This is a genomic window from Campylobacter sp. CNRCH_2014_2452 (genome assembly GCF_025772865.1).
Lineage (GTDB): Bacteria > Campylobacterota > Campylobacteria > Campylobacterales > Campylobacteraceae > Campylobacter_D > Campylobacter_D lari_D.
The window spans coordinates 120,961-135,789 of record NZ_JAKMSX010000003.1; the positions used below are offsets into that span (position 1 = coordinate 120,961).

Annotated in this window: 15 protein-coding genes and 1 pseudogene; 1 reads left to right on the forward strand and 15 read right to left on the reverse strand. The window is 27.1% G+C overall.

What is annotated here, in order from left to right; translation table 11 throughout:
- Positions 1–2: 2 nt before the first annotated feature.
- The 11 genes and pseudogenes from L8X38_RS08440 to L8X38_RS02765 all read right to left on the reverse strand — a co-directional run bounded on the left by L8X38_RS08440 (position 3) and on the right by L8X38_RS02765 (position 10,176).
- Entirely contained in the window at positions 3–899 is an 897-nt protein-coding gene (locus tag L8X38_RS08440) for a hypothetical protein (protein WP_318529579.1), read from the reverse strand.
- Positions 850–1,938, reverse strand: coding sequence for a motility associated factor glycosyltransferase family protein (locus tag L8X38_RS08445; protein ID WP_318529580.1), 1,089 nt, complete (start codon positions 1,936–1,938; stop codon positions 850–852). The genes L8X38_RS08440 and L8X38_RS08445 overlap by 50 nt, the downstream gene beginning before the upstream one ends.
- Complete coding sequence (locus L8X38_RS02725; RefSeq protein ID WP_263661224.1) at positions 1,938–2,702, reverse strand: oxidoreductase; 765 nt, start codon at positions 2,700–2,702, stop codon at positions 1,938–1,940. Before L8X38_RS02725 ends, L8X38_RS08445 begins: the two co-directional genes overlap by 1 nt.
- On the reverse strand, positions 2,702–3,409 hold the full coding sequence (locus L8X38_RS02730) for an acylneuraminate cytidylyltransferase family protein (RefSeq protein ID WP_263661225.1): 708 nt from the start codon (positions 3,407–3,409) through the stop codon (positions 2,702–2,704). The genes L8X38_RS02725 and L8X38_RS02730 overlap by 1 nt, the downstream gene beginning before the upstream one ends.
- Positions 3,402–4,304, reverse strand: a complete 903-nt coding sequence (locus tag L8X38_RS02735) for a Gfo/Idh/MocA family protein (protein WP_263661226.1) — start codon at positions 4,302–4,304, stop codon at positions 3,402–3,404. Before L8X38_RS02735 ends, L8X38_RS02730 begins: the two co-directional genes overlap by 8 nt.
- Positions 4,301–5,329, reverse strand: coding sequence for a nucleotidyltransferase family protein (locus L8X38_RS02740; RefSeq protein ID WP_263661227.1), 1,029 nt, complete (start codon positions 5,327–5,329; stop codon positions 4,301–4,303). Before L8X38_RS02740 ends, L8X38_RS02735 begins: the two co-directional genes overlap by 4 nt.
- Positions 5,326–6,486: a UDP-N-acetylglucosamine 2-epimerase gene (gene neuC / locus L8X38_RS02745; RefSeq protein ID WP_263661229.1), complete on the reverse strand. Its 1,161-nt coding sequence runs from the start codon at positions 6,484–6,486 to the stop codon at positions 5,326–5,328. The genes L8X38_RS02740 and neuC (L8X38_RS02745) overlap by 4 nt, the downstream gene beginning before the upstream one ends.
- Entirely contained in the window at positions 6,476–7,486 is a 1,011-nt protein-coding gene (neuB, locus tag L8X38_RS02750) for an N-acetylneuraminate synthase (RefSeq protein ID WP_263661231.1), read from the reverse strand. Before neuB ends, neuC (L8X38_RS02745) begins: the two co-directional genes overlap by 11 nt.
- Positions 7,473–8,595, reverse strand: a pseudogene (locus tag L8X38_RS02755) (N-acetyl sugar amidotransferase). Before L8X38_RS02755 ends, neuB begins: the two are co-directional and overlap by 14 nt.
- Before the next feature lie 2 nt (positions 8,596–8,597).
- The gene (locus L8X38_RS02760; RefSeq protein WP_263661232.1) at positions 8,598–9,161 is read right to left on the reverse strand and encodes a NeuD/PglB/VioB family sugar acetyltransferase; all 564 of its coding nucleotides are present in this window, start codon (positions 9,159–9,161) and stop codon (positions 8,598–8,600) included.
- A 7-nt stretch (positions 9,162–9,168) separates the two neighbouring features.
- Positions 9,169–10,176, reverse strand: coding sequence for an NAD-dependent 4,6-dehydratase LegB (locus L8X38_RS02765; protein WP_263661233.1), 1,008 nt, complete (start codon positions 10,174–10,176; stop codon positions 9,169–9,171).
- Between the two features lie 205 nt (positions 10,177–10,381).
- Between L8X38_RS02765 and L8X38_RS02770 the strand changes: the two genes are divergently transcribed.
- The gene (locus tag L8X38_RS02770; RefSeq protein ID WP_263661278.1) at positions 10,382–11,113 is read left to right on the forward strand and encodes a glycosyltransferase family 25 protein; all 732 of its coding nucleotides are present in this window, start codon (positions 10,382–10,384) and stop codon (positions 11,111–11,113) included.
- Here L8X38_RS02770 and L8X38_RS02775 read toward each other — a convergent pair.
- The 4 genes from L8X38_RS02775 to L8X38_RS02790 are packed head-to-tail and all read right to left on the reverse strand — an operon-like array spanning position 11,103 to position 14,812.
- A complete protein-coding gene (locus L8X38_RS02775) occupies positions 11,103–11,774 on the reverse strand; it encodes a cytidylyltransferase domain-containing protein (RefSeq protein WP_263661235.1) in 672 nt (223 codons plus the stop codon). The genes L8X38_RS02770 and L8X38_RS02775 overlap by 11 nt on opposite strands.
- Complete coding sequence (neuC, locus tag L8X38_RS02780; RefSeq protein ID WP_052817904.1) at positions 11,771–12,886, reverse strand: UDP-N-acetylglucosamine 2-epimerase; 1,116 nt, start codon at positions 12,884–12,886, stop codon at positions 11,771–11,773. The genes L8X38_RS02775 and neuC (L8X38_RS02780) overlap by 4 nt, the downstream gene beginning before the upstream one ends.
- The gene (neuB1, locus tag L8X38_RS02785; protein ID WP_263658975.1) at positions 12,883–13,914 is read right to left on the reverse strand and encodes a sialic acid synthase; all 1,032 of its coding nucleotides are present in this window, start codon (positions 13,912–13,914) and stop codon (positions 12,883–12,885) included. Before neuB1 ends, neuC (L8X38_RS02780) begins: the two co-directional genes overlap by 4 nt.
- Positions 13,895–14,812, reverse strand: coding sequence for an alpha-2,3-sialyltransferase (locus L8X38_RS02790; protein WP_263661236.1), 918 nt, complete (start codon positions 14,810–14,812; stop codon positions 13,895–13,897). The genes neuB1 and L8X38_RS02790 overlap by 20 nt, the downstream gene beginning before the upstream one ends.
- Between the last annotated feature and the right edge of the window lie 17 nt (positions 14,813–14,829).

Here is a 14,829-nt window from a genome sequence, read left to right on the forward strand (position 1 = left end):
TATCAAAAATTGACATTTTTTAAAGCTCTTTGTTCGATTTTTTCTACTAAATTTAGAAAACCTTTTTCTATAAGCTCATCTTTAGTTGTAACTATACTTCTTTGTAAAACTTCCTTTTGAGAGTCTATATGAGCTATGATTAATTTTATCCAATCTAGGTGTTCTTTTATCCAAAGCATTGATTTATTGTAACTATCTTCTTGTGTTTTTGGATTTAACACATAAATTCTTGCTAAATTTAATTCAAATTGTCTGATTAAAGGTCCATTTAACAAACCACAACGATATATGCTAGTTTTAAGTTCATCAATTTGTTTTAATATTAATTCAAACATATGTATAGAATCTTGAATATCTAAATTATCAATATGTAATAAATTTTTATTTATAGATATATTTCTTTCGCATAATTCTTTTTTTAATTTTTCATATTGTTTAATGTTTTTTATAATTTTGAAATATGCTTTTAATAATAATTCATTTTGTTTATTTAAATTTAAATTTTCAAGTTTTGTAAAAGGCTTGTTCAAATCTTTTTTTAATAATTTTTCACATACTTGCTTAAAAGGCTCTTCAATGGTTCCATTTATTCTTGCTCCACCCTCAGTGCAGTTGTAAATTTTCATATTCATCTTATTAAAAGTAAGAATATCATTTTCAAGTACTTTCTTAAAAAAAATCCATATAGATGAACTCTCAATATATTTACCACCACCATAAGCTTCAGTTTTTAAATTTTCTTTGTATAAACCTTCATCATCTAAATCATGTTCTCCGTATATATGTCCAATAGCATGCGAAACTTTACTTTCACCATAAGCTAAATCCTGCCCAATAAATATTATATTACTATGTTTTAAATGAACCGATAGATAAATAACAGGCCATATGAGCAACACTCCATCCCATGTTAAAATACCCAAAATCATTTAAAGAGCAATATTTAAAAAAATATTCTGGAGTTGAAACTATCATATATTTTCTTTTATTTTTTTCTAAATATTTAATAGTATTTGGATGAGTGACTGATTTAATAACAAATAATATATCTTTATCAAATTCACCAAAGTCATTATTAAAAAATTCACTGGTAAAATCAGTTCTCTCAAGCGAAAAAACATAATCAGGTTTAATATTTGCTTTTGCAAGTATAGGATAAGCACTATCAGCACAAAATATACTGGCTTTGTTTTGGTATTGTTTTAAAAGTGGAAGTTGTTTAGTTAAGCTAGGTCCTGTTGAGACCATTATAGCTGTATCACTTAAATTTTTTCTTTTATTTAATAATTCTTTATAGCTTGGATTGGCTATCATTTTAGGAATATTTTGTGTAAAATGTTTTATACCTCGCAAGGCATCTAATGGATCATCTCCAATAGAAATTATATTTTCTTTTATAGCATCTTGTATTAAAGAATTTAATTTCAAAATTTCTTCTTGATACTTGCCATCATAATAATCACAATGTATCTCTAAAAAATAAGTCCTTAAAAATTTAAATATCAAATTGCTTAAAAACAAATTTTTCAAATCATTGATATTTTCATTATTTGGATCTAGTAGTAATAATCTATTTTCTTTTAATTCCTTAGAAAAATCTATCATTTTAAACATAGTATAGATTATATTTACATCAGGTTCAAATACTAAAATAATCTTATGATTTGGATTTTGCAAAAGAGCTTTATATAAAATTCCATTTCCAAAACCATAAAAGAATAATATAGGATATAAAAGATATTTATCATTGTATAAATTTAATGTTTTATTTAATTCTTCTAGCGGCTTATCATAAAGCCTATACCCCCCCCCGTCTATAATATTTATATCTAAATTATCATCACCTTGCACTATTTGATAAGTTTGATTTACTTTTTTTAATTGCTCTTTTAAATTATGATCAAACACTGCATTAATATTATTTTCTAAAATACTCATCAAAGTCCCCATCCATCATCTACTATTATAGTTTGTCCTGTTATAAATTTAGAATAATCTGACATTAAAAATATCAAAGTCCCGCACACATCATTAGCATCTAACATACCTTTAGAAGCACAACACTTTCTATAAGCATCTAAAAACACTTGGGGTTGATTGTCTTTTATACCACCAAAGGCTACACTATTTACTCTTATATTTGTATTAAAAAGCTCCTTAGCAAGCCAAACACCAAGATGATTAATGCCAGCTTTAATCACACTATATTCTAAAGAACTTTGCATGGAAGTTCCTTTATAATTTTCAAATTTAGGTGCATAAACACCCATAATCGAACTTAAATTAATAATATTTCCAAAGCCTTGCTTTTTAAAAAATTTTACCATTATATTAGCTATAAAAATAAAACTAGCTAGATGCAAATTCAAACTTTCACAAATTTGTTCATAACTTGCTTCATAATAAGCAATTTTCCCCCAATCTTTACTCACAGGATAAGCACAATTAACAAAAGCATCAATTTTTCCAAATTTTAAAACAGCTTCTTTTAAACAATCTTCAATTGCTTTATAATCGTTTATATCAATTTTTTTGCTTAAAATGCGTTCTTTATTATTTAATTTTAATACTAAGTGAAATAATCCTTCCTCATTAATATCTGCAATGATAATTTTTCCATTATGCTCTAAACATGCCTTACTCAAAGCACTCCCTATACGGCCACATGCTCCTATTATAAATACTACTTTATCTTTAATCATTAAAAATCTTCCTGTTTTAAATTAGCCTTTTTGATTAAAAATTCAACTATTTCAAAATCAAACTCACTATCTATATCAAAAGCTGTCTTTTCATCCATTATATACAAACTCGTATCTTTTCCAAATAAAGTATTATTTTTCAACAATTTTTCCCTAGTAAAAATATAAATACTAGCATTCATATCATAACATTTTGGAGCACTTTGACGCGTAGTGAAATTTCCTTCTTTAGACTTTTTTACCTCATCATTATCTACTTCTATTAGATTAAAATACGGGTTGCGTCTTGCTGGAGTAGCTGTAATTAAATTTGATTTTTTTTCTTGTTTAAAAAGCTCATATGCTTTGCAAATATCTTTACTATTTCGCAAAGGTGCAGAAGCATCAAGATCTATTATGGTGTTAAATTTAGTATTAAAGTATTCTTCGCTTTTTAACAAAGCATCTTTTATCACAGGTAATTTAGCGGCCTCATCACTAGCTAAATTTGCACTTCTTTTAAAAAAAACTTCCCCGCCGTATTTTAAAGCAACTTGTGCTATTTCATCACTATCTGTACTAATTACTATATGTTTAAAAAGTTGAGAATTTTTTGCTTGGATTATGCTATAAGCAATTAATTCCAAATCATTAATTTTTCTAATGTTTTTATTTTTAACCCCTTTACTACCACCTCTTGCACATATTGTGCATAAAATATTATTCACTAGATCTCCTTTTGACTTCATCACATAATTTTAAAACATCAAAAGCTTCATAAAGATTACACACACTACAATCCTTTTCTATAATTTTTTCATGAAGACTTATTAAATTTTTTATCGTATCACTTTGGCATTCTTCCACCTGCAACAAGGTAGTTGTTCCAAAAATGTATAATTTATTATTGACTAAATCTGCCTTATAAGTTTTATCACGAGAATGCAAAACAATCTCTCTTTTTGTAAATTTAGAAAAATAATCAAGTTTGATATGAATTAATTCTTTTTTAGATTTTAAAGATAAAAATGCAAAATCATCACTATTAATTTCAAGTTCAGAAATTTTTAAATTTTGAGCATATAATAATTTTAATTTTTCAAAAAAATAATACGCTAAATCAAGCTCATGGGATAAATCCAATAAAACTCCTCCACCTAATTCTTTTTTTGCACTATAATTTTGAGTATAATCACAAATTCTCCAGTTTGGTAAATATGATGAGCAATTAAATTCAACAAAATAAATATATTGATCTTTTTGTATAATAGTTTTTATTTTTTCCACTAAAGGATGAAAGCGTAGCAAATAAGCTACATAAATATAATTACCATTGATAGAGTTAAACTCTCTATATTTTTCAAATAAAGGCTTTTCAACTAAAATAGTTTTGTCTTTTACTTTTTTATCGATTGATTCTAAAGTTTCATAGTGATTTATCGTTATAGTTGCTATAACAAATAAATCAATTTCTTCTAACTTTACTTCTTGCAAGCTCTTAAAGCATTGCAAATCATTCTTTTTATAACTTCTTGAAACTACGCTAACTTCATAACCTAAGTGCTTTAAAGCTAAGTAGTGTTTTTTTCCTATACTACCAAATCCTATAATCAAAACTTTCATTGAAAATCCACAATCGCCTTTTCATATTCTTCAAGTCTTCCTATATCAATCCAATAATCTTGTAATATATAAGAATTTATTTTTAATTTTTTATCTAACAATCGCTTAATCAAATTAGGCATATCCAAATACACATCTTTTTTGATATACTTTAAAACTTCTGGTTCTAATACATAAATTCCAGCACTAACTAAAAATTTCTGCATAGGTTTTTCTTCTATATCTTTTATATCATTGTTAGAAATTTTCACAACACCATAAGGAATTTGTTGCTCAAATTCTCTAAGTACCACACTCATCACTGCTTTACTTTTTTTATGCTCTTGAATAATTTGATCAAAATCAAGTTTAGTTAAAATATCTCCATTCATAACAATAAATGATTTTTTCATATCTTTCACCAAAGACAAAGCCCCAGCAGTGCCGAGTTTTTGTTTTTCTTTAATATAAGAAATTTCAACACCCCAACTTTTGCCTTCTTGAAAATAATCACAAATAACTTCTTTTTTATAATTTACACAAAATATAAATTTTTTAAAACCTTGTTCTTTGAAATTTAAAACAATATTTTCGAGTATTGGTTTTTTACCTATTTTTAACATAGGTTTTGGAGTATTTTTGGTAAGTTCACCCAATCTACTTCCAAGACCTCCAACCATTAGAACTACTTCATTTTCAAAACTTTTTTCTTTAAGAATTGAAGCAATAGATTTTATAGCTATGACTTCATTTTCACTATTTAAGACAGGAAAATCATAAATATCAGTTTGACTAGCTAATTTTAAAAGCTCTTCTTTACTTGTATTTTCTTTAATAGTTAGCGAATTCTTAGTATAAATTGTTTCTATACTATCTTCAAGCTTTTTGCCATTTAATAAAGCTCTTCTAATGTTAGAATCACTAATTACACCTAAAAATTTATCATTTTCTACCACCAAAGCTATTCTAACACGATCACTACCTATAATTTTTAAAGCTTCTTGTATGCTTGCATTTTTAGCAAGTTTTAATTTTTCAATACTCATTGCATATCCACAAATTTTTTATATAAAATTTTTTCCAAAGAAATATTTTTTAAAATATCCTTTATCATTAGACTTGTATTTTTACCTTCACACTCAAAAGGATTAATGAAATTTTTTAGCTTATCTTGATATTCTTTGGTATTAACATACAAAAACGCTTGTTTTAAATGATAAATATCACAATTTATAATATTATCAGCAAAAATTCTTCCTTCTTGCCTGTTGCCTATATTGATACAAGGAATTCTTAAAAAAGGACTTTCGCAAATTCCACTAGAGCTATTTCCTATAAGCATATTTGCTATTTTCATTAAACTTAAGTATCTTTTAGAGCCCAAATTATCAAATAACTTTGCTTTATGAGATTGTTTTATACAATACTCATTTAAAAGCTCATTAATATATAAGCCATTCTCATCAGCATTTGCTTTCGTAAAAATTAAAGTAGAATTTTCCAAATTATCTAAAAATTCAAGCAATAATTTTATTTCTTTTTTAACGCTTGATTTTTGTATCGTTTGAGGATGATAAGTTATTAAATATATATTTTCATCAAATATCAAATTCAATTCTTTTTGCAAATCTTCCTTGTTTAAAAAATTCATATTATTGATATTTTCTCCCCCTAGAGAACCTACATTAAAAACTCTATCTTTACTTTCTCCAAGTTGCAAAATTCTATTTGTATAAGTTTGAGTACTAGCAAAATGCAAATGCGCCATTTTACTAATAGCATGCCTAATGCTATCATCAATAGCTCCCAAAGTAAGCTCACCTCCACAAAGATGCGCTAAGGGAATTTGCATTACCAAACAAGTGCTAGCACAAGAGAGCATTTCATATCTATCGCCTAATATCACCACAATATCAGGTTTTAATTCTTCAAAAGCTTCACAAAGTGAAATTTGTAAAAGCCCCATACTTTTACAAATACCTACACCATCATTGTTATTAAGCAAAATGGGAATTTTTTTATTTACTTTAAATTCTTTTTCAATCTCTTGATAAGTAAAACCAAAATCTTGACTTAAATGAGCTGCTGTAACAATAAGCTGCAAAGTTAATTCATTATCTTGTTCAATGTATTTGCATAAATTTCTTAATAAATACCATTCGGCTCTAGTGCCACTAATAACACAAATTTTTCTATTCATCAATTAACTCATCTTCAGCATAATCTCTACTAGCAATTTTACCTAAATATTTATCATATTTCATAGCACAAATTCCATCCCCCGGTCGCTTTGTGGTAAGATTTTCTTCACTAAAACATTCGCCCTTTTTTATAACTTTTTTAGCTACAAGAGATTTTCTAGCAATGGCTTTGTTTTTACTTTCGCTTTTGCTTGGAATTTTAACACCATTTCCAAAAGCTTGTTCTAGCTCTCTTATGGATTTAATCATAGCTTTTAATTCTTCAGGTTCTAAGGAAGCTTGATGATCGGGCCCTTGCATACTTTTATCTAAAGTAAAATGTTTTTCTATCACACAAGCTCCCATAGCTACAGCTGCTATAGGTATAGTTATACCCAAAGTGTGATCAGAATATCCTACGGGCAAACAAAAGGCTTTTTTTAAAGTTTGCATAGCCCTTAAATTTACATCTTCAAAAGGTGTAGGGTATTCTGTATTACAATGTAAAATAATGATTTTATCTCTTTGAGTACCATTTTGCACCAAAATATCTAAAGCTTTTTCAATCTCACCTAAAGTAGCCATTCCTGTTGATAAGATGATATTTTTATTAAAACTAGCAATTTTTTTCAAGTAAGGAAGATTAGTTAATTCTCCGCTTGGAATTTTAAAAATTTCTATATCAAATTTTACAAGCAAATCAATACTTTCTAAATCAAAAGCAGTGGAAAGAAATTTAATATTAAATTTTTTACAATGTTCTATTAAAATTTCATGATCTTGTTTAGAAAGTTCTAATTTTTTAACCATATCAAGCTGGCTTTGATTTTCATCAGTAGCTTGGAGTTGATACTCTGCTTTTTTGGCATTTTTACTTATACAATTTTCAGCTACAAAAGTTTGAAATTTTACAAAATCAGCCCCAGCTTCACTGGCTACTTCTATAAGCTTTTTAGCTAAATTTATATCACCATTATGATTAACTCCAGCTTCTGCTATAACAAGGGTTTTATTGTATTTCATTTTTTAATTTATATTCTCCAAGTTCATTCTTATAAAACAACTCTTTATTATAATGCTTTTCTACTATACTCCAAAATTTAGATTTTGAAATACCTAAAAAACTACAAAAATCTTCTATGCATTTATTATCCAAATTATGATCTTTTTGTTTTACTATTTTTACAGCTTCATCTCTGCTTAAAAGTCCATATCTTACAAATCTAGCAGCATAATCACTAGCCATAGCATGACCAAATTTTGGATATTTCATCCAAGCATGTAAAATATAAGCAATACTATCTACTTGATCAAAATTTTCAGCACAATGCCTCCTGTCCCATTCTCCATTTAAATCACTAAAGCCTCTATTTTTGGCAAAAACATAATTAGAATAAGAATTCCACTTAACAAAATAACTTAAATATATAGGATCTAACTTGCCAATATCGTCTTTACTAGGATTAAAAAACAATTGCAAATTCTCTTCCTTTATTTCATCATCTATAAATTCATTAATATCCAAATCACTCGCTACCCCATTTAAAAAAATACCACTTGCATCAGGAGTTTCGATGTTGTCATTCCCGCCATATTCATATGAAATATTTTCCCCATAGACAAGCAAAGGTGTATTAAATTTCAAAGCCATAGCAAAAAGGGTAAGAATAGATTAATCTATCTATAAACCAGGTAGGTTTTCCATACTTTTCAAAGGTTTTCAACATAACTTTTTTTTGAGTTTTTATATCAGGTTTTAAGATTATAAGATGACAGCCAAATTCTTCAGAAATATTTTTTAAATTTTTCTTCCCAGCTTCAGTCATAGTAAAATTATCTTCTACGCTAAATAAAATAGGATTCATTCCTAATTTTTCTTTCATAATATGTACTTGAAAATGAGAATCTTTGCCCCCACTTACCGCAATAGCACAATCATACTCATATTTACCATTCATTCTTCTATATTTATCACAAAGTTTTTCTAATTCTTTAAATCTAGCTTCATAATCAATATTTTCTTTATTTTTATGATTTACACAAGCTGAACAAATATTTTTGCCATTTTTATCTTTACTAAATTTTATCCCTGGTCTCGTATCTGGCATTAGGCAATAATCACAATATTTCATCATTATACTCCTTTCATATATACTATACTATCTTCGCCTAAAATACTACCATGTTTTAAATGAGTATTTGACCCCAAAAAACTATGCTGCTTTATCAAACAACCCCCATTAACAACACTAGCTGTACTAATATGACAAAAATTTTCAATTATAGCATCATGTTCAACTAATGCTTTTGAATTTATTATACAACCTTTACCTATCTTGACATTTGTATTTACCAAGGCATGATGCATTATTATACTTGCCTCATCAATAAAAGATCTTTTTGACACATGAGCAAGCGGCGAAATAATAGTTGGCAATCTAAAACCTATAGTTTTCAACTTATCATAAATTTGCACTCTCGGCAATGAAGTTTTAATTTGTCCAATACCAATTAAGGCATATTTATATTCTTTAAATAATTTTTTTAAATCATCATCATTCCCAAGCAATGGATAATACGCACTTTCTATATCATTATCCACAAAACCAGCAATTTCAAATTTACCTTCAAGCTCTATAACATCCATACATGCTCTTGCATGTCCTCCAGCTCCAATAATGATTATTTTTTCTTTCACAAAAATCCTAAATATTATAAATATCACTTTTGTATTTTTTTAAATTTAAAGAACTACTAAACCACTCTATAGTTTGAGCTAAACCTTTTTCTATATCATATTGTGGTGAAAAGTTAGTAAGGCTTTTAATCTTGCTATTGTCACACCATAGCCTAAATACTTCACTATTTTCGGGTCTAACGCGTTCATTTTCTGTGATAAATTCTACATTTGATTTCATAAGTTTTTTAATGAGTTCTAAAGTATCTTTTATGCTTATTTCATAATTTGATCCTATATTTACCACTTCACCTATAGCCTTTTGGCATTTAGCTAACTCTAAAAACCCTAAACAAGTATCTTTTACATAATTAAAATCTCTAGTAGGACTTACATCTCCAAGCTTTATTTGTTTAGCTCCATTTGCAATTTGAGTGATGATAGTTGGGATCACCGCCCTTGCACTTTGCCTTGGGCCATAGGTATTAAAAGGTCTTGCTATGGTCAGCGGGAGGTTGAAAGCATTATAAAAACTCATTGCCATAGCATCAGCACCTATTTTGCTTGCTGAATATGGACTTTGTGCTTGCAAAGGATGTTTTTCATCAATAGGCACATACAAAGCCGTACCATAAACCTCGCTTGTACTTGTGTGAATAATACGCTTTACATTATTTTCTAATGCACTTTGGCAGATATTTAAAGTACCCTTTATATTAACATCTACATAACTATCTGGAGCAACATAAGAAAAAGGTATGGCTATTAAAGCTGCTAAATGGAAGATGATTTCTACATCTTTAGTGATATTTTTACAAAAATGTGGATCTCTAATATCTCCACAAACTACTTCAATATCTTTTAAACACTCTATATCTTCAAGCCAACCCCAATAATTAAAAGAATTATACTGGCTTAAAGCTTTAATTTTATAACCATAAAACAAAGAATTCTTGTCTTTAGTTTGTGTATAAAGCATTTCAACTAAATGCGAACCTATAAAACCATCTGCACCTGTGACTAATATATTCTTCATTATAACTTCTCATATATTTTTTGTGCAATAATAACATTTATATAAAAAATAAAGCAATTTTATGGCAAAATTACCAACATAAAAAGCAAAGTTTAAAATGCATTAAAAAATTAGCTAGTGTTTTTTCATATAAGCATTTTAATGGAAAAATATTAGAAGTTTTAGAAAAAGAAATTTTAGGGTTAGAGAGTAGAGTTTGAAAAAAATAAAAGTTTTTATCATCAATCTAGAACACTCAAAAGATAGAAAAAATTCTATGCAAGAACAAATTCAAAAACTCTTCGCGTGTAATCCAAATTTAAAAAATCAACTAGAATTTGAATTTTTTAAAGCCATCGATGGTTCTAAAAATGAGCATTTGCAATTTAAAAGTCACTTCCCATGGTGGTGTCAATTTGCACTTGGGCGTGAACTTAGCGATAGTGAAAAATCATGCTTTGCATCTCATTATAGTTTATGGGAAAAATGCCAAGAACTTAATAACCCCATCATCATTTTAGAAGATGATGTCATCTTTAGCGATGAGTTTTTAAACAACTCAAATATCATTGAAAAATTACTAAATAACTATGAATACATAAGATTTTATTACCTTTTTGATAAAAAAATACACCATTTAAATAATAATTTTTATATAAGTTACGAAAATATTGGTGGCACGCAAGGATATTTTATACACCCAAATGCTGCAAAAAAGTTTATTGAAAAAGCGAGATATTGGTTTAAGCCTGTAGATGATTATATGGATATGTATTATTATAATAAAATACAAAACATTATATATAAACCATTTTTGCTTGACTTAAATCATGTAGAAACTACTATAACACAAAGAAAAAAGAAACTTAGCATACCATCTAAAATTATAAGAGAAATTATAAGATTTTATTTTTTGATTTTAAAATTTACATATAATAAAAAACATCTTAAACAATAAAACCTTTGATAATTCTTTCAACTTTATTCAAATCTTTTTCACTATCTATATCTAAACTAGCTTTTTCATCCATTATATAACAACTCGTTTTTTCTTGCAAAAAAGTTGGGTTATTTAAAAATAAATTTGACTTTACTATATAAATTGCACCATTACTCATATAAGTTTTTGGTAATTTTTGCCTAGGCATAAACGGATATTTGTTATTGCAAATTCCTTTTAAGTTGCCATTATCATCTGTAAAAGCTTTTAAAATTTTATTATCGCATTCTACAACACTTATTAATGCATTTGAGTTTTCATTTTTAAATTTTAAAAAAGCTTCGTCTATATGTACATTTGTCCTTAAAGGGGAAGTGGGTTGTAATAAAACAATATTTTCATAATCTTTGTAAAAACTCAAGGTATGTAATACAACCTTATCACTAGTTGTATCATCTAACGCTAACTCTTTAGGTCTTTTTAACACATCTACACCTTGAGTTTTTCCATATTCTAATATATCATTACCATCGCTACTTAAAACAATTTTATCTACATACTTTGAATTTTTTGCCGCATTGATAGTATAATACAACAAAGGCTTATTGTGTAAAAGAGCTAAATTTTTATTTTTTATACCTTTTGAACCAGCTCGAGCAGGTATTATAGCTAAAGTCATTTTTTATCCATAAATATTTTTTGCTTGTTTATAGTAAATAAAATATTATTTTTCAATAACCTATAAAATTGCTCAGAACTATTTAAAATTTCTAGTCTTTTGTTTGTAATATTAGTGCATTTGCTAGTATTTAAAATAGCTTCTAATATATCTTTTTCCTCTGCATTTACTCTTATTGTTTTATTAATACCAGTTCTACCATCTTGTCTTGAGCCAACTAAAATTCCATTTACATTAAGATATAAAGCTTCTTTTATTATACAACTTGAATTTCCTATGATAAAATTGGCATTTTTTAGCAAACTTATAAAATACTCAAATCTTAAAGAAGGAAAAATTTTAAATCTTTCATTATTTTTAAGCCTTTCATAATTTTGCAAAATCAACTCAAATCCTAAATCATTATTTGGATAAATAACTATATAATTTTTCTCACTTTTTATAAGAGCATTTACAAATTCTTCACTTTGTTTATATAAAGAGTTTATTTCGGTTGTAATTGGATGAAATATAGCTATGGCATAATTTTTAAATTTTATATCATAATATTTTTTTGCTTCATCTAAAGATATAGTATTATTTAGCAATTCTAAATCAGGAGAACCTATAATGAAAATGGATTTCTCATCTTCACCCATTTGTATTAATCTTTTTTTTGCTATTTCATCATTTACTAAATGAATATGTGCTAATTTACTAATAGCATGTCTTAAACTCTCATCTATAGTTCCTGAAAGCTCTCCGCCTTCTATATGTGCCACTAAGATATTATTTAAACTTCCTACTATAGCAGCAGCTAAAGGCTCCACTCTATCACCATGCACTACTATTAAATCAGGCTCTATCTCATGTATGAATTTAGAAAAACCATCTATTGTTGATGATAAAGCCTTATCCATCTGATAATACTTATCGTGATTTATATATTTATATATATTTTTAAAACCACATTTTTCTATTTCCATATAAGTAGAGCCAAATTTTTTACTCATATGCATACCGGTTACAAATATAAATAATTCAAATTCATTTGAATTATCAACTTTCATCATTAGTGATTTTATTTTAGAAAAATCAGCTCTAGTTCCACTAACAAAAACTATTTTTTTCATTCAAAATCATCCCATGTTAGTTGTATATTATTTTTTATATCTTTTTTTGCTCTTTTTCCAAGTATGGCTTCAAAATCCTTTGCACTTATGCCACCTTTTGAAGGTCTTTTTACCCAAATATTATCCATAGATAAAATTTCACCCTTTTTTATATCTTTTATACTTACTACACTAGCAAATGCAAAATCAATGGTCACTTGCTCTTCTTTTAAAGGATTTTTATTATTATCGCCTCTTAAAAGCACCATTTCTTGTGTTTGATTTATAAGATCTTTTAAAGCACTTTCATCCATAGAGCAAACTATATCAGGGCCTTTTCTATCCATAGTATCCGTAAAGTGTCTTTCTAGCACGCTTGCTCCAAGAGCTATTGCGCCTATACATGCAAGATTGTTTGTGGTGTGATCACTGAGTCCATAAAGACAATTAAATTCTTTATATAGTTCTAACATAGCTTGTAATCTTACTAAGTGTGATGGGGTTGGATATAAATTTGTAGTATGAAGTAAAACAAAAGGTATTTCATAATCTCTAAGTATTTTAACTGTGGGTTTTATACTTTCTATGCTATTCATTCCGGTACTTATAATCATAGGTTTTTTAAATTGTGCTATATGTTTTATTAAAGGATAATTATTGCATTCACCCGAGCCTATTTTATAAGCACTTACACCCATATCTTCTAAACGATTTGCAGCAGCTCTGCTAAATGGAGTGCTAAGATATACTAAACCTTGCTTTTCTACATACTCTTTTAAAGCTAGTTCATCTTTATAGCTTAATGCACATTGCTCCATGATCTCATAAATACTAATATTTGCATTACCTGGTATAACATTTTTAGCTTCTTGACTCATTTCATCTTCGACTATATGAGTTTGGTGTTTTATTATCTTAGCTCCTGCTCTTTTGGCTGCATCTACCATAAATTTTGCTATCTCTAAACTACCATTATGGTTTATGCCTATTTCAGGGATTATCAAAGGATTTTTCTGAGAAATAGTTAACTTATCTATTTTTATTTGCATATTTTTCCTTTAAGTAGTGTTTTATGTCACTTGGAAGATGGAATAAGTCTTTAAATAGCTTATAATATATATTTTGTTTAAATTTTGAATTTTGATTTTGCATTTTGTATATGGTATTTTTATATTCGGAATTTGGTATCAAAATATCATTTATATAATTACTCGGTTTATTTTTTAATATGAAATTACTATTCTCTATAGGTGCTAAATCTATATATTTACTAATTAGGCTATTTTCATTTAAGGTATAGAAATTAACTTCATATTGCTTCTTCAGCATTTTTAAAGCTTGCAAATCAAATTCTTTAGAATGTCTTTTATTGCTGTCACCAATTTCAAACTCTGGAATTAATTTTAAGATATTGTTATTGTTATTTTTAAATACATATATATTATTTTTATCATCATAAAAATCGATACCTGTCAAATATATATTTTTATATCCTAAAGCAACAGCAGCAGCACACATATAAATTCCAGAAGTTATTCTTTTGTTTTCATAAATTTCATTGTATTTCACAAATGTAAGAAAATCATTTATTTTAGCTAATACTTCATGTCCTAATAATGCATCACAAAAATAACTAGGAAATAATTTTATAAAACTCTCATCATCTATTAATGGCAAATTAAAAGTGGAACATATTATATTTTCTATATTGTATTCTTTATTTTGTATAAGTTGCTTTGTTGTATAGTATTGCTCAAAAAATACAAAAGAATTAAAAAAAGCATATTTTACATTTCTACCTACAAAATATCTATCTTCAAAATAAAATTGATTACATCTAAAAACATCAAATTCTTTTGGTAATCTTTTATAATTTATCTTTTTTAAACTAGGTCCATTGCCACAAATTACAGCATTACCCCCCCCTGCATTTATATTACCCTTCATTATTGATTCCTTTTTTT

Excerpts from the sequence above, each read along its gene's own strand:
- L8X38_RS08445 (WP_318529580.1), bottom strand. The coding sequence starts at position 1,938 with ATGAGTATTTTAGAAAATAATATTAATGCAGTGTTTGATCATAATTTA.
- L8X38_RS02725 (WP_263661224.1), bottom strand. The coding sequence starts at position 2,702 with ATGATTAAAGATAAAGTAGTATTTATAATAGGAGCATGTGGCCGTATA.
- L8X38_RS02735 (WP_263661226.1), bottom strand. The coding sequence starts at position 4,304 with ATGAAAGTTTTGATTATAGGATTTGGTAGTATAGGAAAAAAACACTAC.
- L8X38_RS02740 (WP_263661227.1), bottom strand. The coding sequence starts at position 5,329 with ATGAGTATTGAAAAATTAAAACTTGCTAAAAATGCAAGCATACAAGAA.
- neuB (WP_263661231.1), bottom strand. The coding sequence starts at position 7,486 with ATGAAATACAATAAAACCCTTGTTATAGCAGAAGCTGGAGTTAATCAT.
- L8X38_RS02765 (WP_263661233.1), bottom strand. The coding sequence starts at position 10,176 with ATGAAGAATATATTAGTCACAGGTGCAGATGGTTTTATAGGTTCGCAT.
- L8X38_RS02775 (WP_263661235.1), bottom strand. The coding sequence starts at position 11,774 with ATGACTTTAGCTATAATACCTGCTCGAGCTGGTTCAAAAGGTATAAAA.
- neuC (WP_052817904.1), bottom strand. The coding sequence starts at position 12,886 with ATGAAAAAAATAGTTTTTGTTAGTGGAACTAGAGCTGATTTTTCTAAA.
- neuB1 (WP_263658975.1), bottom strand. The coding sequence starts at position 13,914 with ATGCAAATAAAAATAGATAAGTTAACTATTTCTCAGAAAAATCCTTTG.
- L8X38_RS02790 (WP_263661236.1), bottom strand. The coding sequence starts at position 14,812 with ATGAAGGGTAATATAAATGCAGGGGGGGGTAATGCTGTAATTTGTGGC.